Source organism: Melittangium boletus DSM 14713, assembly GCF_002305855.1.
GTDB classification, from domain to species: Bacteria; Myxococcota; Myxococcia; order Myxococcales; family Myxococcaceae; genus Cystobacter; species Cystobacter boletus.
In genome coordinates, this window is sequence record NZ_CP022163.1 from 7,275,550 (window position 1) to 7,298,131 (window position 22,582).

Annotated in this window: 19 protein-coding genes and 1 pseudogene; 17 read left to right on the forward strand and 3 right to left on the reverse strand. The window is 67.0% G+C overall.

Going from position 1 to position 22,582, the window contains the following annotated elements; genetic code table 11:
* Positions 1-4 precede the first annotated feature (4 nt).
* The 13 genes from prfB to MEBOL_RS30275 all read left to right on the forward strand — a co-directional run bounded on the left by prfB (position 5) and on the right by MEBOL_RS30275 (position 13,902).
* Positions 5-1,124, forward strand: a protein-coding gene (prfB, locus tag MEBOL_RS30215; RefSeq protein ID WP_245918963.1) for a peptide chain release factor 2 whose coding sequence is annotated in 2 segments (ribosomal slippage) — positions 5-73 and positions 75-1,124 — 1,119 coding nt in all. Because the reading frame shifts where the segments join, the coding sequence is not laid out codon by codon here.
* A gap of 120 nt (positions 1,125-1,244) precedes the next feature.
* Complete coding sequence (locus MEBOL_RS30220; RefSeq protein WP_095980690.1) at positions 1,245-1,847, forward strand: sigma-70 family RNA polymerase sigma factor; 603 nt, start codon at positions 1,245-1,247, stop codon at positions 1,845-1,847.
* 26 nt (positions 1,848-1,873) lie between these two features.
* Positions 1,874-2,227 carry an anti-sigma factor family protein gene (locus MEBOL_RS30225; RefSeq protein ID WP_095980691.1) on the forward strand — a complete coding sequence of 118 codons (354 nt, stop codon included), beginning with the start codon at positions 1,874-1,876 and terminating at the stop codon, positions 2,225-2,227.
* Between the two features lie 78 nt (positions 2,228-2,305).
* The gene (gene lysS / locus MEBOL_RS30230; RefSeq protein ID WP_095980692.1) at positions 2,306-3,850 is read left to right on the forward strand and encodes a lysine--tRNA ligase; all 1,545 of its coding nucleotides are present in this window, start codon (positions 2,306-2,308) and stop codon (positions 3,848-3,850) included.
* A gap of 13 nt (positions 3,851-3,863) precedes the next feature.
* Positions 3,864-6,230, forward strand: coding sequence for an ABC transporter permease (locus MEBOL_RS30235; RefSeq protein WP_095980693.1), 2,367 nt, complete (start codon positions 3,864-3,866; stop codon positions 6,228-6,230).
* Positions 6,231-6,235: 5 nt separating this feature from the next.
* A complete protein-coding gene (locus MEBOL_RS30240) occupies positions 6,236-6,910 on the forward strand; it encodes an ABC transporter ATP-binding protein (protein WP_095980694.1) in 675 nt (224 codons plus the stop codon).
* A gap of 152 nt (positions 6,911-7,062) precedes the next feature.
* Positions 7,063-9,420, forward strand: a complete 2,358-nt coding sequence (gene bamA / locus MEBOL_RS30245) for an outer membrane protein assembly factor BamA (RefSeq protein ID WP_095980695.1) — start codon at positions 7,063-7,065, stop codon at positions 9,418-9,420.
* A gap of 105 nt (positions 9,421-9,525) precedes the next feature.
* Complete coding sequence (locus MEBOL_RS30250) at positions 9,526-10,083, forward strand: OmpH/Skp family outer membrane protein (protein ID WP_095980696.1); 558 nt, start codon at positions 9,526-9,528, stop codon at positions 10,081-10,083.
* 9 nt (positions 10,084-10,092) lie between these two features.
* Complete coding sequence (lpxD, locus tag MEBOL_RS30255) at positions 10,093-11,154, forward strand: UDP-3-O-(3-hydroxymyristoyl)glucosamine N-acyltransferase (RefSeq protein WP_095980697.1); 1,062 nt, start codon at positions 10,093-10,095, stop codon at positions 11,152-11,154.
* A complete protein-coding gene (gene fabZ, locus MEBOL_RS30260; protein WP_095980698.1) occupies positions 11,154-11,627 on the forward strand; it encodes a 3-hydroxyacyl-ACP dehydratase FabZ in 474 nt (157 codons plus the stop codon). The genes lpxD and fabZ overlap by 1 nt, the downstream gene beginning before the upstream one ends.
* An 18-nt stretch (positions 11,628-11,645) precedes the next feature.
* Entirely contained in the window at positions 11,646-12,422 is a 777-nt protein-coding gene (gene lpxA / locus MEBOL_RS30265) for an acyl-ACP--UDP-N-acetylglucosamine O-acyltransferase (protein WP_095980699.1), read from the forward strand.
* Positions 12,423-12,429: 7 nt separating this feature from the next.
* Positions 12,430-13,233, forward strand: a complete 804-nt coding sequence (locus tag MEBOL_RS30270) for an LpxI family protein (RefSeq protein WP_095980700.1) — start codon at positions 12,430-12,432, stop codon at positions 13,231-13,233.
* Positions 13,234-13,458: 225 nt separating this feature from the next.
* A complete protein-coding gene (locus tag MEBOL_RS30275) occupies positions 13,459-13,902 on the forward strand; it encodes a hypothetical protein (RefSeq protein ID WP_095980701.1) in 444 nt (147 codons plus the stop codon).
* A gap of 23 nt (positions 13,903-13,925) precedes the next feature.
* On the opposite strand, the pseudogene MEBOL_RS30280 reads toward MEBOL_RS30275, so the two are convergent.
* A pseudogene (locus MEBOL_RS30280) lies at positions 13,926-14,552 on the reverse strand (MarC family protein); the annotation flags it as partial.
* Positions 14,553-14,561: 9 nt separating this feature from the next.
* Entirely contained in the window at positions 14,562-15,266 is a 705-nt protein-coding gene (locus tag MEBOL_RS30285) for a polyprenol monophosphomannose synthase (protein WP_095983094.1), read from the reverse strand.
* Positions 15,267-15,466: 200 nt separating this feature from the next.
* Here MEBOL_RS30285 and MEBOL_RS30290 point away from each other — a divergent pair, with 200 nt between their 5' ends.
* The 4 genes from MEBOL_RS30290 to MEBOL_RS30305 all read left to right on the forward strand — a co-directional run bounded on the left by MEBOL_RS30290 (position 15,467) and on the right by MEBOL_RS30305 (position 21,269).
* Positions 15,467-16,705 (forward strand): cytochrome P450, encoded by a 1,239-nt coding sequence (locus MEBOL_RS30290; RefSeq protein ID WP_095980703.1) that lies wholly within the window; start codon positions 15,467-15,469, stop codon positions 16,703-16,705.
* A gap of 226 nt (positions 16,706-16,931) precedes the next feature.
* Positions 16,932-18,806 carry a methyl-accepting chemotaxis protein gene (locus tag MEBOL_RS30295; protein ID WP_095980704.1) on the forward strand — a complete coding sequence of 625 codons (1,875 nt, stop codon included), beginning with the start codon at positions 16,932-16,934 and terminating at the stop codon, positions 18,804-18,806.
* 72 nt (positions 18,807-18,878) lie between these two features.
* Complete coding sequence (locus MEBOL_RS30300; RefSeq protein WP_157823762.1) at positions 18,879-19,802, forward strand: UbiA family prenyltransferase; 924 nt, start codon at positions 18,879-18,881, stop codon at positions 19,800-19,802.
* Positions 19,803-19,889: 87 nt separating this feature from the next.
* Positions 19,890-21,269 carry a cytochrome P450 gene (locus tag MEBOL_RS30305; RefSeq protein ID WP_095980706.1) on the forward strand — a complete coding sequence of 460 codons (1,380 nt, stop codon included), beginning with the start codon at positions 19,890-19,892 and terminating at the stop codon, positions 21,267-21,269.
* 26 nt (positions 21,270-21,295) lie between these two features.
* Here MEBOL_RS30305 and lpxB read toward each other — a convergent pair whose 3' ends face one another.
* Positions 21,296-22,465, reverse strand: a complete 1,170-nt coding sequence (lpxB, locus tag MEBOL_RS30310; protein WP_095980707.1) for a lipid-A-disaccharide synthase — start codon at positions 22,463-22,465, stop codon at positions 21,296-21,298.
* Between the last annotated feature and the right edge of the window lie 117 nt (positions 22,466-22,582).

Sequence of the window (22,582 nt, forward strand, 5' to 3'; positions counted from 1 at the left end):
CAACATGGCGAACGACTCGATGGAGAAGATCGGCGGGCTTCGCGAGCGTCTGACGGCGCTCAGGGGGCATCTTTGACCTCGACCGCAAGAGGTCGCGCATCGCGCTGATCGAGCGCGAATCCACGCTGCCCACGTTCTGGGACGACAACACCAAGGCGCAGGCCATGCTCAAGGAGAAGTCCACGCTCGAGTCGAGCGTGGGCGCCTACGAGAGGGCCGCGAGGGGCCTGGACGACGCCCAGACGCTCCTGGAACTGGCCGCCGAGATGAACGACGAGGCCAGCGCGAGGGAGGCCGAGGACTCACTCGGCGCCCTCGACGGGGAGGTGGCCAAGCTGGAACTGGCGCGGATGCTCTCGGGAGAGCAGGACCGCTCCTACTGCTTCATGGACATCAACGCGGGCGCGGGTGGCACGGACTCCATGGACTGGGCCGCGATGCTCATGCGCATGTACACGCGCTATTGCGAGCAGCGCGGGTGGAAGGTGGAGATCAACGACGCGCAGGAGGGTGAAGAGGCGGGCTTCAAGAACGTCTCGCTGCGCATCGAGGGCGAGTTCGCCTACGGCTACCTCAAGGCGGAGGTGGGGGTGCACCGGCTCGTGCGCATCAGCCCCTTCGACGCCAACGCGCGCCGGCAGACGGCCTTCGCCTCGGTGGACGTCTACCCGGAAGTGGACGACTCCATCCAGATCGACATTCCGGAGAAGGACATCGAGCTCAAGTTCATCCGGGGTGGCGGCGCGGGCGGTCAGAAGGTCAACAAGACCTCGTCCACGGCGCAGCTGCGCCACCTGCCCACCGGCATCATCATCACCTGCCAGACGGAGCGCTCGCAGTCGGCCAACAAGGACATGGCGTTCAAGATCCTCCGGGGCCGTCTCTACGAGCTGGAGATGAAGCGGCGCGAGGCGGAGCGTGACGCCGCCGAGGCGCAGAAGAAGGACATCTCCTTCGGCTCGCAGATCCGCTCCTACGTGCTGGCGCCCTACCGCATGGTGAAGGACCTGCGCACGGGGGTGGAGACGGGCAACGTGGACGCGGTGCTGGACGGTGAGCTGGAGTCGTTCGTCACCGCGCAGCTCATGGGGGTGAAGAACCCCAATCGCAGCGCTCCCGAGTAGCCCCGGGACGAAGTGTGGGAACCTTTCCGCGGCCTCGTTGTCCAAGGCCGCGGGAGAGGGTCTCGGCGAGGAGCGGGAGGACAGGGCTGCGCGCGGGGCATGCCGCGGGGGAGGTCACCGGTGTCTGCGGGCGAAGGGCTCGGGAGGGAAGCGGAAGAGACGCCGGAGCGCGTGCTGCTGGCGCGGCTGCGGCGCGGAGAGCCGGACGCCTTCGAGGAGCTGGTGCTCGCGCACCAGGACCGGCTCTACGACTTCTGCGTGCGGATGCTGGGAGACCGCGAAGAGGCGTACGACCTGGTGCAGGACGTCTTCGTCAGCGCCCACCAGAACCTCGCGCGCTTCCGCGAGGACGCGAAGCTGTCCACGTGGCTGTACCGCATCGGCAAGAACCACTGCATCAACCGGCTCAAGTACCTCAAGCGCCGGGGCCGGGGCCGCTCGGAGGAGTACGGCGAGCGGAGCGAGGGCGCGCTGGCCGATGCGTTGGGCTCGCCGCCGGGGCCGGACGCGGCGCTGGAGTCCGCGCGCGAGCAGGCGAGGGTGCAGTGGGCCATCTCCCAGTTGGAGCCGGACGCGCGCATGCTGGTGGCGCTCAGGGACATCGAGGGACTGGCGTACGAGGAAATCGTCGACATCACCGAGCTACCGTTGGGAACCGTGAAAAGCCGGCTCCACCGGGCCCGGGAGAAGCTGGCGGATTTGCTGGGACGGGTTGAGGAATGAAGGGTTTTCAGCGGAGACTCGGGGACATGTCAGCGCAGCTCAGCCACCGCGAGACCCGGGCCCTGTTCATCGCCTTCGCCGACGAGGACCTGCCCGCCGACAAGGCGCGGGAGGTGCGCTCGCACCTGGACGGGTGTGGCGAGTGCCAGCGGGGCTGGCAGCACTATTCGACCACCGTCCAGCGGCTCAAGGGCGTGGAGCGTCACAAGGCGCCTCCGGCACTGGCCTCCCAGGTGATGGCGCGGGTGAAGCGGCAGCGGCGCTCCAGTCTGCGCAGGCTCACCCAGATGCACGCGCACTACCGTCTCCCGGTGGAGATCATCATTCCCGTGCTGCTCGCGGCGGCGGTGGCGGCCTACCTCCTCATGTCCGCTTCCTGAAAGAAGCGGGGCCCGGCGTCCATTCGTTGCGTCCCGGGGTGGGCTTGGCTAGCGTGCCGCGCCCTCACGGGAAGCCCCATGGCCGATACTCCAGAGAACAAGAACGCCGAAGCGGACCTCGGGTCCAAAGAGCAGGAAATCTACGCGCAGCGCCTCGACAAGGCGCAGAAGTGGCGCGACTCCGGCGTCAATCCGTACGGGAACGGTCACCGGCCCGAGCACCTGGCGCAGGTCATCCTCGACCGGCACGCGAACCAGACGGCGGAGGAACTCGAGAAGGCCGGACCGGTCTCCTACAGCGTCGCGGGCCGCATCGTCGCCGTGCGCAGCTTCGGCAAGGCCGCCTTCGTGAAGCTGCGCGATCGCTCCGGGGAGATCCAGGCGCACGTCAAGAAGGACGTGCTCGGCGACGCCTACGAGCTCTTCAAGTTGTGTGACCTGGGCGACTTCGTGGCCGTGGAGGGCACGATCTTCCGCTCGAAGACGGGGGAATTGACCCTCGCGGCGAGCAGGTTCCTGCCGCTCACCAAGTCCCTGCGGCCCCTGCCGGAGAAGTGGCACGGCCTGACGGACGTGGAGATCCGCTACCGCCAGCGCTACCTGGACCTGGTGTCCAATCCGGAGGTCAAGCAGACCTTCCTCAAGCGCAACAAGCTCATCCGCTACATCCGGGACTTCCTCGACACGCGTGACTTCGTCGAGGTGGAGACCCCGATGATGCACCCGCTGGTGTCGGGCGCGGCGGCGCGGCCGTTCATCACGCACCACAACACGCTGGACATCGATCTGTACATGCGGATCGCGCCCGAACTCTACCTCAAGCGGCTGGTGGTGGGCGGCATCGAGCGCGTGTACGAGATCAACCGCAACTTCCGCAACGAGGGGTTCAGCACCCGGCACAACCCCGAGTTCACGATGCTCGAGTTCTACCAGGCCTACGCCACGTTCGAGGACCTGATGGACCTGACCGAGGAGATGCTCTCGGGGGCGGCGAAGGCGGTGACGGGGGACACGAAGGTGGCCTACCAGGGCCAGGTGCTGGACTTCGGCAAGGGGTGGAAGCGCATCCCCATGACGGAGGCCATCCGCGAGGCGGTGCCGTCCCTGAGCGACAAGGACATGGCGGACGCGGACCGGCTGCGGCACGAGCTGCTCGGCAAGACCCACGGCCAGGCCGAGCGCAAGGCCATCGAGACCATGCACCATGGCGAGCTGGTGGGCGCGCTCTTCGAGCAGCACGTGGAGAGCACCCTGGTTCACCCCACGTTCATCACCCAGTACCCCACGGCGGTGAGTCCGCTGGCGCGCCGCAATGATCAAAATCCGGACTTCACGGATCGCTTCGAGCTGTTCGTCGCCGGACGGGAGATCGGCAACGCCTTCTCCGAGCTGAATGATCCGCTCGATCAGAAGGAGCGGTTCCTCGGCCAGCTGGACGCGAAGAAGCGCGGCCAGCAGGAGACGATGGACTACGACGAGGACTACATCCGCGCCCTGGAGCATGGCATGCCGCCCACGGCGGGTGAGGGCATCGGGATTGATCGCGTGACCATGTTGTTCACGGATGCGCCGTCGATTCGCGACGTCATCCTCTTCCCCCTCCTCAAGCCGCTTGCGAAGTAGGCAGGAACCCCGCGTGAACGCCGAACGGCAGACTGTCTACCGCTGGAGTCTCATCTGGAGCGGCGCCCTGGTGGCGCTGGTGGGTGCCATCCTGCTCGGCGTGGCCGTCACCCAGGCGGACGCGTGGGTGCGCGTGGCCTCGGTGTTCGGGCTGTCCACGCTGGGGTGGGGCGGGCTCGTGCAGACGCTCAACGCGGTGGGGCTGGCCTCGGTCCAGTCCGCGGTGCCCTCCTCGGTGAGGGTACCGGGAACCGAGTATCTCTGGTTGGGCGCGGCGGCCTGGCTGGTGGGCTGGGTCATCCTGGCCAGCGGCATCCGGCGGGCTCCCGCTCCGAGCGAGGGTCCGAGCGCGGCGGCGGGCGCGGTGCTCTACCCGCGGCTGGCGCAGTACCGGGACTTCTATTGGAGCACCCTGGGCGCCTACGGCGGAGGCATGCTGCTGTCGGAGCTGGTGCTCATCCTGCTGCAGACGTTCCTGTCCAGTGGTGGGGGCTCCGCGGGAGCGGAGCGGGGCGGCCTGGCGCCGACGATCGCCTTCGCCGTCTCGCTCGTGGTGGCCTCGTTCGTGGCCTTCGCCTGTGGCTTCGTGGGCGCCTCGCGCGCGCGGCGGCTGGCCATGCCCGAGGCCACCATCGGTGTCATCTACCTGGGCCTGCCGGTGCCGGTGGGCCTGACGCTGATGGAGCAGTTGCCGGACCTCCAGGTGTCCCTGGGCTACCGGCTGCGGGAAGTGACGTACGTGGCGGACATGCTCGGCCGCCCGGTGGTGGGCTACTGGCTGGTGTTCTCGCTGCTGGTGCTCATGCTGGTGCTGGGCATCAACACGGGGTTCATCGCCGCGGGCAGTGGCCGCGTGGACATGAAGCTGGGCTTCGAGCTGTTCGTCGCCCGGCGCCACGTGGGGGTGTTCCGGCCCTCGCTGCTGCTGGGCACGCTGGCGGTGCTCCTGTTCGGCATCGTCCCGCCGCTCATCGTCTACGGCATCATCCGCGCGGTGGAGGCGGCCGTGGAGCGCACGCGCATCCGCGCGCTGGGCTTGCAGGATCCGCTCGCCGCCGCCGCGGCGCTCAACCGGCTCAAGCTGCGCGAACAATCGCCCACCATGATGATGACGGCGCTGTCGGTGGGCGGCGTGGGCGTGGGCGTGATGGCGCTCATCATCGTCCTGTCGGTGATGAGCGGCTTCGAGGAGGATCTGCAGAACAAGATCCTCGGCGCGCACTCGCACGTGGTGGTGTCGAAGTACGCGGGCCGCCTGACCGACTACAAGCGGGTGATGCAGCAGATCGCCAAGGTGCCGGGCGTGGTGGGGCAGACGCCGTCCATCGACAACCCGGTGATGGTGCTCGCCGACGACGAGGTGCAGGGCATCGTGCTCAAGGGCATCGACCCGGAGACGGTGGGCTCGGTGCTGGATCTGCGCATGAACATGCTGCCCGGAGGCAGTCTGGACAACCTGGAGACCCCCGAGAAGATCGCGCCCCGGCGCTCGCTCGGCCTGGGCTCCAAGCCCCAGACGGAGGAAGAGCCGGACGAGGAGTTCGATCCCATCATCGGCAAGCCCACGCAGAGCGCCGAGCAGAAGGTGCTGCCCGGCATCGTGCTCGGCCGCGAGCTGGCCACCATCCTGCGCGTGGTGGTGGGGGACCGGGTGAACGTCATCTCTCCGCAGGGCGCGGAGCTGGGCCCCGCGGGCCTCATTCCCAAGAGCCGCGCCTATCGCGTGGCGGGTATCTTCTACTCGGGCATGTACGAGTACGACGCCAAGTTCGCCTACATCCTGTTGGGCGAGGCGCAGAAGCTCTTCAACTCGGATGGGCCCACGGGCATCGAGTTGAAGGTGGCGGACGTGGATGACGCGCGGCGCATCTCCACGCAGGTGTCGCGAGAGCTGGGCGGCTATCCCTACCGTTCGCGGGACTGGGGAGAAATCCACCGCAACATCTTCTCCGCGCTGCGGCTGGAGAAGCTGGTGATGGGCATCATCCTGTCCATCATCATCATCGTGGCCGCGGGTCTCATCGTGGCCACGGTCATCATGTTGGTGCTGGAGAAGCGCAAGGAGATCGCCGTGCTCAAGGCCTTGGGCGTCTCCGACGGCGGCATCGTGAAGATCTTCCTCGCCGAGGGCCTGCAGATTGGCGTGGCGGGAGGTCTGCTGGGGCTCTTCTCGGGGCTCTCGTGGTGCTACTTCATCCTGAAGGTGGGCATCAAACTGGACCCGTCCGTCTATTACATCCCGAACCTGCCGGTGAAGATCGAGCCGGTGCAGACGGCGCTCGCGGTGGTCATCGCGGTGCTGGTCACCTACCTGGCGTCCATCTATCCCGCGCTCAAGGCGAGCAGCGTGGAGCCGGTGGAAGGCCTGAAGGCGGAGTGAGGACGATGGCACTGCTCTCCATCCGCAACGTCTTCAAGAGCTACTTCCTGCACGGCAAGCGCATCGACGTGCTGCGCGGCGTCTCCCTGGACATCGAGAAGGGGGAGATGGTGAGCATGATCGGCGCGTCCGGCGCGGGCAAGAGCACCTTCCTGCACGTGCTCGGCACGCTGGACATGCCGGCCGCGGGCGAACTGTTCTTCGAGGATCGGAATGTCTTCGCGATGAACGACGCGGAGATCGCCGACTTCCGCAACCGCACCATCGGCTTCGTCTTCCAGAGCCACTATCTGCTGCCCGAGTTCACCGCGCTGGAGAACGTGGCCATGCCGGCGCTCGTCCAGCGCCGGGAGCGGGCCCCGTCCTACGCCTACGCGCGCGAACTCCTGGAGCGAGTGGGGCTGGGGGCCCGGGTGGACCACCGTCCGGGGGAACTGTCTGGTGGCGAGGCTCAGCGCGTGGCCCTGGCTCGGGCCCTGGTGCTCAAACCCCCGGTTCTCCTGGCCGACGAGCCCACGGGCAACCTGGACCCAGTCACCGGCGAGGGCATCCACCAATTGTTACGGGAGGTGAACCGGGACCTGGGAATCACCTGCGTGGTGGTGACCCACAACGCCACCCTGGCCGAGTCCATGCCCCGTCGGCTGAGGTTGAACGCCGGCCAGGTGACCGAGGCGTGAGGGCGGGGGGCCCACCTTCCCGCGATTTCTCATTGAGCCCCGCCGAAGTCCTCCCGTAGATTGCCCCGCCCTTTACCGGCCGATTGCTCTTGAGGCTCCCCGTTCTCTCGCTCAGGTTTCTTTTCCCGCTCCTCGCCGCCGCATGGACGGTGATGCCCGGCCATGTGCTCGCGCAGGAGGGCGGGGAATCGCCTCCGGCCGCTCCGGCTCCCGCGCCCCCTCCTTCCGACGCCCCGGTGGATGCCGACCGGGAGGTGCGCGAGGGGGAAGTCACCGACATCCGCATCGAGGGCAACCGGCGCGTCGAGTCCGAGGCCATCCGTCGGGTATTGCGCACTCAGGTGGGCACCGTCTTCGATCCGGCCCGGACGCCCGAGGATCTCCGGGCGGTGTGGGCGCTCGGCTATTTCAGCGACGTGCAGTTGCTGGTGCAGCGCCTGCCGTCGGGAGGCGTCACCTATGTGGTGAGGGTGCAGGAGCGCCCCTCCATCCGCGCGGTGAAGCTCGCCGGTAACGACGAACTGAGCCAGGACGATCTCAAGGAGTCCATCGAGGTCAAGGCGCTCACCATCCTGGATCTGGACGCGGTGCGCCGCACCCAGAAGAAGATCCAGGAGAAGTACATCGACAAGGGCTACTTCCTCGCCGAGGTGGGCCACAAGATCGTGCCCGTGGAGGGGGGCCAGGTCGATGTGGTGTTCAACATCGACGAGAACTCCAAGGTGATGGTGAAGGACATCATCTTCCTGGGGGCGGAGAAGGTCCCCGCCTCGCGGCTCAAGGAAGTGATGCTCACCAAGGAGGGCGGCTACCTCTCCTTCATCACGGGCGAGGGCACCTACCGCGAGGAGGTGTTCCAGCGTGACCTGGCGGTCATCCAGGCGACCTACTACGACGAGGGCTTCATCAACGTCCGCGTGGACAAGCCCAGCGTCTCGCTCTCTCCCGACAAGCGCTACATCTACATCACCCTCAAGGTGACGGAAGGGGAGCGCTACGACATCGGGAAGATCGGCTTCTCCGGCGACCTGGTGGTCCCCGAGGCGGAACTGTCCCGCCTGATGACGTCCAGCACGGGACAGCACTTCAGCCGCACGCAGCTCGGCCAGGACATCCAGTCCGTCACGGACGTCTATTACGACCGTGGCTACGCCTACGCGAACATCAACCCCATCACCAACATCAACGCGGACGCGCGCACGGTCGACCTGACCTTCGAAGTGCAGAAGGGGCCTCAGGTCACCATCGAGCGCATCGAGGTCGTGGGCAACTCGAAGACGCGCGACAAGGTGATCCGCCGTGAGCTGCGCGTCTACGAGGGCGAGCTCTTCAATGGCACGGGCATGCGCCGCAGCAAGGAGCGCGTGACGGCGTTGGGCTTCTTCGAGTCGGTGGAAGTCACCCAGAAGCCGGGCTCGCGGGACGACACCATCGCCATCCAGGTGGAGGTGAAGGAAAAGGCCACGGGCACCTTCCAGGTGGGCCTTGGCTTCTCCAACGTGGAGAACTTCATCTTCACGGCCCAGGTGTCGCAGAACAACTTCCTCGGCTGGGGCCAGAGCGTGTCGGCCTCGGCGCAGATCTCCAGCCTGCGCTCGCTCGTGCAGTTGTCGTACTTCGATCCGTACTTCCTGGACACCCGCTACCTGCTGTCCGCGGACTTCTTCCGGGTGGAGGCGGACTACGGCAACAACAGCTTCATCCGTCAGTCCACGGGTGGAAACCTCTCCCTGGGCTATCAGGTGCTCGAGGACCTGCTCGTCAACGTGGGTTACTCGCAGGAGCACGTGAGCGTCGCGGCCTCACCCAGCCTGGGCGGAGTGCTGCTGGCCAACCGCTTCCTCAGTGGCGTGACGAGTTCCGCGCGCCTGTCCGTCACCTACGACAAGCGCAACAACCGGCTCTTTCCGTCCAAGGGCTTCATCCACTACGGCTCGGTGGAGTACGCGCCCAGCTTCCTGGGCGGCTCGTTCCTCTTCGCTCGCTATACGGCCTACTCGCGCCTGTACTTCCCGCTGCCCCTGGGCGCCGTCTTCAAGACGAACGCCACCATCGGCTACATCCAGCCACTGGACACCAACCGGCCGCTGCCCATCTCCGAGCTCTACTACCTGGGTGGCATCAACTCGCTGCGCGGCTACTTCCTGCGCAGCATCAGCCCCAACCTGTCCGCGCCCAGCTCGAGTTCGCCCGATGCAGTCATCTCCCGCATCGACGTGGGCGGCAACAAGCAGCTGATCCTCAACCTGGAGCTGGAATTCCCCGTCTTCGAGAAGGCCGGTATCCGGGGCGTGGTCTTCTACGACGCGGGTAACGCCTACGCGTCGAACGAGCGCTTCTTCCAGGACAAGCAGGACAAGATTCCCCTGGGCCTCTTTCAGTCGGTGGGGTTCGGTTTCCGGTGGTTCTCGCCGGTCGGTCCCTTGCGCTTCGAGTGGGGAATCCCGCTCACGAGGCGGGCGGATGATCAGCCCATCCTCTTCGAGTTTACGATCGGCAATTTCTTCTGATAGGTCGCTCGTCCGGCCTGTTCGGTGGCCCTTCTGGGCCGCCATTGAACAGAGCCACCGGTCGGGACGTCGATTCCCTGAAACTTCCCCGAGGAGCTGTCGCACATGTCGCTTCGAAGCAAACTGTCGGTCCTGGCCATCACCCTGTCGCTCGCGGTGCCCACCCTGGCGGCCGCCGCCGACCTGAAGCTGGGATACGTGGATTACCAGCGCGTCATGCTCGAGGTGGATGACGGCAAGGCGGCCAAGGCCCGCCTGCAGAAGTGGCTCGAGTCGCGGCAGAAGGAGATCGACGCCGAGCAGGAGGTCCTGCGCAAGGAGAAGGAGACGCTGGACAAGCAGGCGAGCGCGATGAGCGAGGAGACGCGCATCCAGAAGGCGACGGATCTTCAGAAGAAGATCTACGACCTGGCCCAGAAGTGGGAGAAGAGCCGCTCCGAGGCCGCCGAGCGCGAGCGCAAGGAGATGGAGCCGATCATCGCGAGGATCGACGATGTCATCAAGACGATCGCCGACCGCGACGGTCTGGGCATGGTCTTCGAGAAGCGGGACTCCGGCCTCGTGTTCGCGCTGAGCCAGTATGACCTGACGAACGAGGTCATCCGCTCGTACAACGGCGGCAAGGGCAAGGCGAAGGACGCTCCGGTCGCCCCGAAGAAGTAAGGCGCTCGCGTGCACGCACAGACTCCTCGCCGGCTCGGGGAGCTCGCCACCCACGTGGGTGGGGAACTCCTCGGCGATGCTGGCCTTCTGATCAGTGGACTCAACGGGCTCGTCGAGGCGGGCTCGGGTGAGTTGTCCTTCTACGGCAACACGCGCTACCGCAAGCAGTACGACGCCACCCGGGCGTCGGCCGTGCTGGTGGGGCGGGATGCCACGCCCCGGGAGGGCGTGTCCCTGGTGCGCGTGGCCAATCCGCACTTGGCCTTCGCCCAGATCTCTCGGCTCTTCCATCCGTTGCCGACGTACGCGGCGGGCGTGAGCCCGGGGGCGCACGTGCATCCCGAGGCGAGCGTGCATCCGGACGCCACGGTGATGGCGGGCGCCACGGTGGACAAGGGGGCACGGGTGGGGGCGCGCACGGTGCTCTTCCCCGGTGTCTATGTGGGCGAGGCGGCGGTCATTGGCGAGGACTGTCTGCTCTATCCCAACGTCACCGTGCGCGAGCACTGCGTGGTGGGCGCGCGCGTGATGCTCCATGCCTCGTGCGTGGTGGGCGCGGACGGCTTTGGCTTCGCCTTCAATCCCGAGGGCGCCCGGGGCCCGGAGCACTACAAGGTTCCCCAGGCGGGCATCGTGCGCATCGAGGATGACGTCGAGGTGGGCGCCTGCACCACCATCGATCGCGCAACGCTCGGCGAGACGGTCATTGGCCGTGGAACGAAGATCGACAACCTGGTGCAGATCGCCCACAACGTGAAGGTGGGCCCGTTGTCGCTCCTGTGCGCGCAGGCGGGCGTCTCCGGTTCCTCGGAGCTGGGCACGGGCGTGGTGTTGGCGGGGCAGGTGGGGGTGGTGGGGCACATCCGCGTGGGCGACATGGCCAAGGTGGGCGCCCAGTCCGGTGTGGCGCAGGACGTGGAGGATGGCCAGACGGTGAGCGGTACGCCGGCCATGCCTCACAAGGAGTGGTTGCGCGCGTCGGCGGCGCTCGGGCAGTTGGGGGATCTGCTCAAGGAAGTGCGCACCCTGCGGCGCAGGGTGGAGATGCTCGAGAAAGAGAAGGGCGGATGATGGACATCCAGGAGATCCAGCAGTTGCTGCCCCACCGCTATCCGTTCCTGCTGGTGGATCGGGTGGTGGAGATCGTTCCGGGCCAGAAGATCACGGCCTACAAGAACGTCACCATGAACGAGCCCTTCTTCAATGGCCATTTCCCAGGCCATCCGGTGATGCCGGGGGTGCTCATTCTGGAGGCACTGGCCCAGGCGTCGGCGATCCTCGCCTACAAGACGTCGCAACTCGATCCGGCCCGGAGCCTGTCCTACCTGATGGGCGTGGACGGGGCGCGCTTCCGCAAGCCCGTGGTGCCGGGTGACAGGCTCCAGCTCAACATCGAGGTGATCCGTCACAAGGGCGGCATCTGGAAGACGAAGGGCACGGCCACGGTCGAGGGCGTGAAGGTGGCGGAGGGCGAGTTCCTGGCCACGGTCGTGGACAAGGACAAGGGCAAAGACAACGGCGGCTCCACCGCCGAGGCGTCCTGAGAGGATAAGGGAGACACCATGGCGCAGGTTCATCCCACGGCGGTGGTCCATCCCGGTGCCCGTCTCCATGACACCGTGGAGGTTGGTCCCTATTCCATCATCGGCGCCAAGGTGACGATTGGCGCGGGTTCTCACGTGGGACCCCACGTCGTCATCGATGGCCGCACCACGATGGGTGAGCGCAACCGCGTCTTCCCGTTCGCCGCGGTGGGCGGTGTCCCGCAGGATCTCAAGTACGCGGGCGAGGACACCGAGCTCATCATTGGCGATGGCAACACCATCCGTGAGTCCGCCACCCTGCACATCGGCACGGTGGGGGGCGGAGGGGTGACACGGGTCGGTCACAACAACATGTTCATGGCCTACAGCCACGTGGCCCATGACTGCGTGGTGGGCAACGGCTGCATCGTCGCCAACAGCGTGGCGCTGGCTGGCCACGTGACCGTGGAGGACTTCGTCATCCTCGGTGGCCTGTCCGCGGTGCATCAGTTCACCCGCCTGGGCAAGCACTCGTTCATCGCCGGGGGCTCCATGGTGACCATGGACGTGCTGCCCTACTGCACGGCGCAAGGGGACCGGGCGGAGCTGTCCGGGCTCAACGTCGTGGGCTTGCAGCGCCATGGGTTCAGCGAGGAGCAGGTGGGCCGCATCAAGGAGGCCTACAAGATTCTCTTCCGCTCCAAGTTGGGGTTGGCGGAGGCGGTGGCTCGGCTCCAGGCGGAGCTGGGTGGCCAGTCGGAGATCGACTACCTGTTGAACTTCATCGCCCAGAGCAAGCGCGGCCTGACGCGCTGACGACGCCGTGGAACGCATTGGCCTCATCGCGGGCAACGGCCGCCTGCCCTTCCTCTTCGCCAGCGCGGCCCGGGCACAGGGGCTGGACGTGGTGGTCGTGGCCCACCGGGGCGAGGTGGATCCGGCCTTGGCCGCCGAGGTGTCCTCCCTGACGTGGGTCCGGTTGGGGCAGGTGGACCGCATCCTGAAGATCTTCCGCGAGGCGGGAGTCACGCGGGCGGCGATGGCCGGGGGGATTGGCCGGGTGCGCGCGTTGACGGAGGCCCGGCCGGATCTGGGCGCGGTGCGCATTCTCTCGCGGCTGCGCAGCGTCCGGGATGATGCCCTCCTGCGCGCGGTGGCCGACTATTTCGAGTCCCATGGCGTCACCATCGTGGCGCCCACGGACTGGCTCGCCCAGGCGTTGTGCCCCGAGGGCCATCTCGCGGGTCCCCGGTTGCACCCGGCGCAGGAAAAAGACGTGGCGCTGGGGCGCGAGGTCGCCACGTTGCTGGGTCAAGCCGACGTGGGCCAGACGGTGATCGTGCGCAACGGCAACGTGCTGGCGCTGGAAGCGGTGGAGGGCACGGACGAGGCCATTCGTCGGGGTGGCAAATACGGCGGCGCGGGCGCCGTGGTGGTGAAGCGCTGCAAGCCGGGGCAGGACCTCCGCTTCGATCTTCCCGCCGTGGGCCCGCGCACCCTGGCGGTCATGCAGGAAGTCGGTGCCCGGGTCTTGGCGTTGGAAGTAGGGCGGACGGTTCTGTTGGACGCACCTGAACTTTTCCGGAACGCCGACAAGGCGGGCATCACCGTGGTGGGTATTCCCTGAAGGCTTGGCTGCCTTCCGGCCTTTTGGAAAAGGTTGGAGGGCCGATGGTTCATCGGCGCTCGGTGTGGAATGCTGACGGGCTACAGACCTGTTCTCAACGGCCTGACCGGGATGGGCCCGGGTTCACGTTGCGCGGGTCTCGCACCCTCCCCAGGGTGGGTTTCGACCCGAAGTGGTTCCGCCGCGGTGGCGGAATCTGTAGTGCACTCCCAGGAGATCCGACGGATGAAGCGACTCGTGCTACCCGCCCTGCTCGCCCTTGCCTCCACTGGCTGCATGCACGCGCAAGCACCCCTCGTCCCCGAGCCGGACGAGGCGGGCAAGTGTGAACTCATCCAGACGCTCATGCGTGAGCAACTGCCGCAGCGCTTGCTCCAGGGGCTCGTGGAGGACGGGCACTCCAGTCCCACCCAGGTCCTCGTCTTCGTGCGCAAGCCGGACGACGCCGTCCTGGAACGGCTCTTCGCGGGCGATCCGTCCTGTGAGGGTCCCGCCTTCAAGGTGGTGCGGGAAATCACCGGCGAGTCGCTGGTGCTCTTCCTCCAGCCCCAGGGCGACGGCTACGTCTACGACGCGCAGCGCGCCAGCCCGGAGCGGATGTCCCTGGGCGGTGAGGCCAAGGGGGCGGTTCGCAAGCGCGAGGGCGTCTGGGCCGCGTCCAGCATCTGAGACACGGCCGACGGGGACTTCTCGCGCAGGAGATCCTTGCAGCCATCCGCGATGAACTGCACCGCGATGGCCGCGAGGATGAGTCCCATCACGCGCTCGAGGATGGCCACGCCGGACTGCTTGAGCACCCGCTGCACGAAGCCAGCGGCGCGCAGCACCAGGTAGCTCGTCACGAAGGTGAGCACGATGGCCACGAGCACGGGCACGGCGGACAGCAGATCGTCCCCGCCGCGGGCCATGAGCACCATGGCGGTGGCGATCGCGCCCGGGCCCGCGAGCAGGGGCATCGCCAGGGGGACGAGCGCCACGTCCTCCTTGCCCACACCCTCCTCGGTTTCCGAGGGCGTGGTGCGTGTCTCCGAGGGCCGTGCCCGCAGCATGTCCAACGAGGTGATGAGCAGGAGGATGCCGCCGGCCACCCGGAAGGCGCCCAGCGACACGCCGAACACCTTGAAGATGATGCCGCCGAAGAGCGCGAAGAAGAGCAGCAGCGAGCACGCCACCAGGCACGCGCGCCGGGCGGTACTGCGAATCCTCTCCGCGGAGTATCCCGACGTCATCGCGAGGAAGATGGGCACCACTCCCACCGGATCCACCACGAAGAGCACCGCGGGCAGCGACACGAGGAACAGTGAGACCTGCTCGGACATGCGCCCTCTCTACACCGTGAGGCGCAACTTCCACACCATCGTCAGGGCCTCGAGGAAGATGCGCCGGCTCATCTTGGACTGACCCACGCGGCGATCCTCGAACACGATGGGCACCTCCCGCACCGTGAAGCCCTTCTTGAGGGCGCGGTAGGTGAGTTCGATCTGGAAGGCGTAGCCGGTGCTCTGCACCGCGTTCAGATCGATGGCCTCGAGCACCCGGCGGTGGAAGCACTTGAAGCCGCCGGTCAGGTCGCGGATGCCCACGCCGAGGATGCTCCGCGCGTAGAGCGAGCCGCCCTGGCTGATGAGTTGACGGCCCACGCCCCAGTTGACGGTTCCTCCGCCCGGTACGTAGCGCGAGCCCAGCACGAGCTCCGCTCCGCTCTGGGCGGTGTCCAGCAGGGTGGGCAGGTGGCGCGGGTCGTGGCTGAAGTCCGCGTCCATCTCGAGGATATAGGTGTAGCCCCAGTCGAGCGCCTGCCGGAAGGCATGGAGGTAGGCGCGTCCCAGTCCCTGCTTCTTCTCCCGGTGGAGGACGCGGATGCGCGGCTCCCGGGCCGCCAGGGCGTCCGCCAACTGTCCCGTGCCGTCCGGCGAGTTGTCATCGACGACGAGGATGTCCACGCGTGGATCGGCCGCCAGCACCGCTCGGGTGATGGGCTCGAGGTTGTCCCGCTCGTTGTAGGTGGGGATGCAGACCAGCGCTGGATTCATGGAGGGGCGGGACATAGCAGAGCAGCCCGAAGTCCTCTCCTAGACTTTTCACCTCCCGGTACGTATGGCACCCACAGGACGTGGGAAGGCGGTTGTCCGGAATCCGGCGTCGATTTCCGTCGACTCTCGTCACGCCTGCGAGCAAGGTATCTTGGAGATTAAGAAGGCTTGGTAGAGAGCGTCTTGCGACGAGGATTCTGATGAGTTCGGCCCCGCTGCCCAGCCGTAATCCGGTGAGCCCGGAGAATCTGCTCAACCCCCTTCCTCTGTACGAGGAGTTGCGGCAATCGGACCCGGTGTATTGGTCGGAGGATCTCCACGCGTGGGTCCTCACACGGCATGATGACGTGTCCGCCTGCTTCCGTGATTCGCGCTTCAGCGCGAACCGGGTCAAGATGTTCGAGATGCAGGGCGGAGCGCTGGGTCCCGATCTGCTCGCGGATTATCTGGCGGTCGCCAGGCGCCAGATGCTCATGAAGGACGGGGCGGATCACATCCGCATGCGCCGCCAGACCATGGCGGCCTTCACCCCCGAGGCGCTCTCGTCCTGGCGCCCCACCATCTACCGCACCATCGAGACGCTGGTGGGGCAGGTGCAGGACCAGGGACGCATGGACCTGGTCAAGGACATCTCCTACCGCTTCCCCCCGCTGGTGATCGCCGAGGTGCTCGGCATTCCCTCGGAGGACCTCGAGCGGTTCCGGGCCTGGTCCGAGCCCCTCGCCGAGTTCACCGGCCCCGGTCTCGGGGTGGACATGGTGGAGATCGCGCGTCAGGCGAACAAGGCCACGAAGGAGCTGTTCGACTACCTGGTGCGCCACATCGCGAAGCTTCGTGAGCACCCGGGCCAGGACGCGCTCAGCCAGATCCTCACCAGCCACAAGGGCAACATCGGGCCGATGGACGAGGGAGACCTCGCGGTCACCTCCACGCTGTTGCTCACGGCCGGACACCTCACCACCACGGACCAGCTGAGCAACGGCATCTACGATCTGCTGACGCATCCGGATCAACTCCAGCTGCTGCGCGATGATCCAGGGCTGTTGCAGTCGGCCGTGGACGAGATGATGCGTTTCAGCCCGGCGGTGCCGTTCTTCCACCGCATCGTGGCGGAGGATCTCGAACTGCGCGGCAAGTCGCTGCGCAAGGGAGATCTGGTGTTCCTGGGCATGGCGGCCGCCAACCGCGATCCCGCGGTCTTCCCTCATCCGGATCGCTTCGACATCACGCGCGGCCACCTGCACTCGCGGCACATGACGTTCGGCCATGGTCCCCACCACTGCCTGGGCGCGGGTCTGGCCCGGCGCGAGCTGGAGATCGCCGTCGAGGTCATCCTGCGCCGTCTGCCCGGATTGCGGCTGGACGAGGAGAATGCGCCGCGATTGAAGTACCACAGCCTCGTGTTTCGTGGTTTCGAACAGCTGCCCGTGAAGTGGTAGCGTGCCTGGGTGGGGGGGGAGCAGGCACGCCCCGGGGCTGGACTGGAAGTGTCTTTCGGCCTCTGTATAGAATGGCCGGGCTTGCTCGCGGCGGGCTGCGGTGTGGGTGTGCTGCCGTGTGGAGCGGAGACAAGAGTAGTGGCCTGGAGCGGTTCATGGTGCCGCGGCGCGAGATGAACCTCCAGCTTGGCAATCAACCTGCAGTCCAGTCCCAAGAACGTCATCCATGTCCGATTCAGGCGCGAGCCCCCAACCGATCCAAACCGAGATCCGACGCCTTTCCTGGCGCGTCTTCTGGACCTATCAGCTCTACTCGCTGACCGCGGCCATCCCGTTGACCTACCTGGTCAACCTGGTCATGGGTCTCAACGCCGAGCAGGCGAAGTTCATGCAGACGTACGTGCAGCCGCCGATCATGCTGCTGTCCGGCGTCTTGGGGCCCTTCTTCGTCGGCTACCTGGTGCTGCGCCACGCGCTGACGCCGGTCCGGGGCGAGCCCGAAGTGGATCGGCTGGTGCGCATCCTGAAGGCGCCCCGGCGCGTTGAAATCTTCATGCTGCTGCTGGTGACGGGCAGCAACGCCCTGCTCATGGGGATCGTGTGCGCGGTCTTCCAGCTGAACATGTGGACGGTGCCCTGGGGCGCGATGGTCACCCTGGCGGTGGTTGCCCTGGTGATGATCCAGGTGCGCTTGAGCATCGAGAAGCTGCTTCGCCCCCACGCGCTCGCCATCTATCAGGCCAACCCGACGCAGCCGCTCGTGGGCTCGGGCATCTTCTGGATTCGCCAGAGCTGGTTCCTGCCCTACGCCTTCGGTCTGTTCGTCTTCGCCTCGCTGGCGCTGACGGGGACCATTCTCGGCACCCAGATCGTCGATGTGTTCGTGTTCCTGTCCGCTCAGCACGCGCAGCTCGGCGGGGCCGAGTTCGGTGAGGTGCTGGCCCGGGGCGCCGCGCTGGTGCGTGAGCGCACCCTGATCCCGATGCTGGCGCTCGGCGCCTATTTGATCCTCAACGCCAGTATCTCCGCCTTGCGCCTGGCCCGGCACCAGACCGAGGGCTCGAGCGCCGTGGGTGATTCCATCCAGGCGCTGGCCTCGGGCAAGGCCGAGCTGCCCGCCTGGGTGTCGACCGACGAGATCGGCGACCTGTCCCGCGCGACGGCCAACGTCTTCAACCGCCTGGGCAACCTGTCGCTGTCGCTGGCGGACTCCGCCCGTCAGCTTGGCCAGTCCGCCGAGGAACTGGGCTCCTCCAACCTCAAGCAGAACGAGATCCTGACCCGTCAGGCCGCCGCCATCCAGGAGACCCAGGTCACCAGCCAGGAGATCAAGCAGACCTCGCTCGTGGCGTCGCAGAAGGCCGAGGCGGTGCTGCGTCAGACGGAGAAGGCCGACGAGATCAGCCGCTCGGGTGAGACGGCCGTCGAGCAGAGCCTCACGGGCCTGCAGGCCATCCGCGATCAGGTCAAGGCGATGGAGAACCACATCCGCGCCCTGGATGATCGCGCCAAGCAGATCGGCAAGATCACCACCACGGTGAAGGACCTGGCGGACCAGTCCAACATGCTGGCGCTCAACGCCGCCATCGAGGCGGTGCGCTCGGGTGAACACGGCAAGGGCTTCGCCGTGGTGGCCCGTGAAATCCGCATCCTGGCGGACCAGTCCATCAAGGCGACCAACAGCGTTCGCGACATCCTCTTGGACATCAGCTCCGCCATTCGCACCACGGTGAGCATCACCGAGCAGGGCACGCTGCGCGTGGAGGAGAGCCTCAAGCAGGTGCGCGCCTCGGGCGAGAACATCCGCCAGCTGTCCGTCATCGTGCGCGAGAACGCCCAGTCGGTGCGCCACATCTCCATGGCCGTCACCCAGCAGAACGCGGGCATCGGGCAGATCTTCCAGGCCATCAACGACCTGTCCGAGCTGATGGCGGAGACGATGACGCGCCTTCGCGCCTCGGACGAGGCGATGGAGCTGGTGCGCGGCGTGGCCCACAACGTCTCCGGTTACGTGGACGCCTACGGCTGGAACCAGGTCCAGGGTGCCAAGACGGGTGCTCAGGCCGGCGAGCACAACTTGAAGTCGGATCACAGGCGCTGACACTTGGCGGGTTTGAAAGCAGGGGCTCGCGGGAGTTCACCTCCCGCCTCGGAGACGATTCGAGGGGTATCCGTGGACTCCAATTCACTGGTGGGAGCCGCCGGGCTCCCGCAGGCCGAAGCCAGGCGCTCCGGCCTTGGGTTGCTGCTGTTCGAACCGCGGTTGATCTGGAACTTCATCCGCTACGATCTGTCGACGACACTCGTCCCCAACCTGCTGTTCTTGTTGGCGGCGTGGCAGAGCGTCGACAGCTCGGTGTTGCAACTGGCCTCCGCGCTGTCGCGAGGCGCGGCGTATTTTCTGCTGTACGTGTTGACGTTCTGCCTGTCCAACCAGCTCAACGGCATCGAGGAGGATCGGATCAACAAGCCGGATCGTCCCCTGGTGCGCGGGGACGTGTCCGTGGCGGGTGCCCAGGCGCGTCTCTGGGGCTACTCGCTGTTGTTCTGCGTGGTGGGCTTGGCCTCGGGTGCTCTCGGCTGGGCCTTGGTGTGGATCACGGTGACGTACCTGCACAACGTGGTCGGCATGGCCCGGCATTGGTTCGGCAAGGACCTGTGCATGGGCGTGGGCATCGTCGCCGGCCTGGTTCCCGCCTGGGAGCTGGTGACGCCCATGACGCCCACCGCATGGACCTGGGTGTTGACGCTGGCCATCTCGGTGTTCGTGCTGGCGCCGACGCAGGACCTCCGCGACATCGAGGGGGACAAGCTCAGCCGCAGGCGCACCCTGCCCATCGCGTTGGGGGAGCGCGCCACGCGCATCTTCTTGAGCGTGGGATTCGTGGTGCTCGCCTTCACCACGCACTACCTGCTGATGGACTCCGCCTGGGAGCGCTGGTCCGTTCGGGTCTGTGACGCCCTGCTGTTCCTGCTGTGCGGGACCATCGCCTTGCGCGTGGTGATGTGGCGCACGCCGCGTGCGGATCATCAGACGTACATGTACTTCACGGCCTGGTACTGCATGGTGCTGGTGAGTGCCTGCGTCGTGCTCTGACGCGCCGAGGTCGTCTCCCCGCGGTGGGCGGGCCTGCCCCGGTGGGCGATCGTCACCAGGGGGAATTTTGTATTAAGATGGCAAGCCATGTCCACCGACGTGTCGCCCTCCAAACAGATCCCCCACATCCGTGAGCTCCCCCTGCTTGGAAGTTTCCGTGACTTCACCGGAGACCGCCTGGGGTTGTTCATGCGCATCAGCCAGGAGTGCCCCGAGATTGGCGCGTTCCAGGTCGGTCCCATGCGCATGCTGCTCATCACCTCGGGTCAACTCGCACAGTCCGTGTTGATCAACCAGGCGGATGAGTTCTTCTCGGGCAAGCTCCTGCAGGCGCTCGTGCCACTGATGGGCGCGCGCAACCTCATCATCATCCACGGGGATGAGCACCGGCAGCAGCGCAAGCTGCTCGCACCCGCCTTCCAGCCCCGCCGCCTGTCCGATTTCGCGGCCGTCATGGCGGACTACGCGGCCCAGATGGTCGCGGGTTGGGCGGAGGGCGAGGTCATCGACATCACCGAGCAGATGCCCCTGGTGACGATGCGCGTCGTGGGGAAGACCTTGTTCGACGTGGACTTCAAGCACGAGGCGCGCGAGCTCAACGACGCGATGACGGTCAGCGTGGACTACCTCGACTACCTGTCGAGCAGCCTCGTGCCGCTTCCGCTGTCCTGGCCCACTCCGCGCAATGCGCGCACGCGCCGTGCCCTGGCCACGATCCGCAACCAACAGACGGCGATCATCGAGGAGCGGCGCCGCAATCCGGGCAAGGACATGCTCTCCTCGCTCATCGGCTTCCGGGACGAGAACGGGCAGGGTCTGACGGACGAGCAGCTCCGGGACCATGCCTCCACCATCTTCGTCGCGGGCCACGAAACGGTGGCCATCGGGATGAGCTGGACCTGGTACCTGCTCCAGCACAATCCGGAGGTCTACGCGAAGCTGCGGCAGGAGGTGGACTCCGTGCTCGGGGGCCGTCTGCCGACCGCCGAGGATCTGCCCAAGCTCAGCTACACCCTCCAGGTCGTCAAGGAGGCCATGCGGCTGTACCCGCCGGGCTACATCATCAGCCGCGCGCCGCTGCACGACACCCGCGTGAACGGCTATGAGATGAAGACGAGCGACACCCTCCTCATCTCGCCCTACACGTTGCACCGCAACCCGGAGCTCTACCCCGAGCCCGAGAAGTTCCTGCCCGAGCGCTTCGCGCCGGAAGCGGAGAAGGCCCGGCCTCGCTACAGCTACATCCCGTTCAGCGCGGGCCCGCACACCTGCCTGGGCAACTTCTTCGCGCTGATGGAGGCCCAGCTCCTCTTGAGCGTCATGGTGCAGCGGGTGAACCTCGAGGCGCTCCCCAACCAGAAGGTGGTGGCTCATCCCGGCGTGAGCCTGCGCATGAGCAGCTACAAGCTGCGCGTGAGCCGCCGCGCGCCGGTGGAGCGACCCCAGGCCCACGTCGCCTCGGCCTGAGGCCGCGGTGGGCCGCGCGCCACGGGTCATCCCACCGAGGCGCGCAGGGGCTCCGCGGGAGGTAGCAACTCCAGCACCGTCTCGGCCGCGCGCTCGGCGGCCCCGGCCTCCCCGAGCCGCGAGCGCACTTCCTCCAGTCCCTGGAGCATCTCCTCGCGGGGCGCTCCGGGGACCCACAGGCGGCGGATCTCCTCGGCGATGCGCTCGGGTGTCATGTCGCCCTGGAGCAGCTCGGGCACCACCCGGCGTCCGGCCAGCAGGTTGACGAGCGCCACGTGCGCGACCTTCAACAGCATGCGGCCCACGAGGTACGTGAGCAGCGAGACGCGGTAGACCACCACCAGGGGCCGTTGCATCAGCCCCGCCTCCAGCGCCGCCGTTCCCGAGGCGACGATCGCCGCGTCACTGGCGCCCACCACCTCGGGCGCACGGCCCTCCACGAGGACGGGTCGCACGCCGCTGCCCTCGAAGCGCGAGAGGATCTCCTCCCGGTCGATGGTGGGCGCCACGGGGACCACCACCTGGAGTCCGGGGCGCTCGCCTACCAATCGCTTCGCCGCGCCGACCATGGTGGGCAGGATGCGGCGGATTTCGCTCATGCGGCTGCCGGGCAGAAGGGCCAGGGTGGGCGTGTCCGGGGACAATCCCAGTTTCTGGCGGAAGGAGGCGGCGCTCGCGGGCGCGGGCACCTGCTCCACCACGGGGCTGCCCACGTAGCGCGCGGCGACACCCGCCTCCCGGTAGAAGGCCTCCTCGAAGGGGAGGATGCAGAGCATGCGGTCCACCAGCCTGGCGATCGTCTTCACCCGGCCCCGGCGCCAGGCCCAGATCATCGGCGAGACGTAGTAGGCGATGGGAACGCCCAGCTTCTTGAGACGCGCGGCGAGCCGCAGGTTGAAGTCGGGGATGTCCACGAGGATGGCGCAGGCGGGACGGCGAGCCGCGGCGGCTCGGGACAATCCGCCCATCACCTGGAGGATGCGCGGAATCTTGGGCAGCACCTCGGTGATGCCCATGACGTTGACCTCGTGGGCGCCGTAGATCAACTCCACGCCCTGGGCGGCCAGTCGCGCGCCTCCCATTCCGAAGAAGGTGAGATCCGGGCGGCGGGCCTTGAGGGCCGCGACGAGTTCGGCGGCGTGGGCGTCACCGGACGCTTCACCGGCCACGACGAGTATTTGGGGAGCGGAGGACATGCGGCGCCGCATCCTATCCGCGAGGCACGGGTGAGCCATGAAACTCGGGAAGAAGAGGCCGGGCGGTCAGGCGCTCTTTCCGTTGATGGCGGAACGAGGAGGGAAGGCTTCGGAGGA

Bases quoted from the DNA above. Each gene is read 5' to 3' on its own strand.
- lpxB (WP_095980707.1), bottom strand. From the start codon at position 22,465: ATGTCCTCCGCTCCCCAAATACTCGTCGTGGCCGGTGAAGCGTCCGGT.
- lysS (WP_095980692.1), top strand. From the start codon at position 2,306: ATGGCCGATACTCCAGAGAACAAGAACGCCGAAGCGGACCTCGGGTCC.
- MEBOL_RS30285 (WP_095983094.1), bottom strand. From the start codon at position 15,266: ATGAATCCAGCGCTGGTCTGCATCCCCACCTACAACGAGCGGGACAAC.
- fabZ (WP_095980698.1), top strand. From the start codon at position 11,154: ATGGACATCCAGGAGATCCAGCAGTTGCTGCCCCACCGCTATCCGTTC.
- MEBOL_RS30305 (WP_095980706.1), top strand. From the start codon at position 19,890: ATGTCCACCGACGTGTCGCCCTCCAAACAGATCCCCCACATCCGTGAG.
- MEBOL_RS30250 (WP_095980696.1), top strand. From the start codon at position 9,526: ATGTCGCTTCGAAGCAAACTGTCGGTCCTGGCCATCACCCTGTCGCTC.
- lpxA (WP_095980699.1), top strand. From the start codon at position 11,646: ATGGCGCAGGTTCATCCCACGGCGGTGGTCCATCCCGGTGCCCGTCTC.
- MEBOL_RS30275 (WP_095980701.1), top strand. From the start codon at position 13,459: ATGAAGCGACTCGTGCTACCCGCCCTGCTCGCCCTTGCCTCCACTGGC.
- MEBOL_RS30290 (WP_095980703.1), top strand. From the start codon at position 15,467: ATGAGTTCGGCCCCGCTGCCCAGCCGTAATCCGGTGAGCCCGGAGAAT.
- bamA (WP_095980695.1), top strand. From the start codon at position 7,063: ATGCCCGGCCATGTGCTCGCGCAGGAGGGCGGGGAATCGCCTCCGGCC.
- MEBOL_RS30240 (WP_095980694.1), top strand. From the start codon at position 6,236: ATGGCACTGCTCTCCATCCGCAACGTCTTCAAGAGCTACTTCCTGCAC.
- MEBOL_RS30225 (WP_095980691.1), top strand. From the start codon at position 1,874: ATGTCAGCGCAGCTCAGCCACCGCGAGACCCGGGCCCTGTTCATCGCC.
- MEBOL_RS30295 (WP_095980704.1), top strand. From the start codon at position 16,932: ATGTCCGATTCAGGCGCGAGCCCCCAACCGATCCAAACCGAGATCCGA.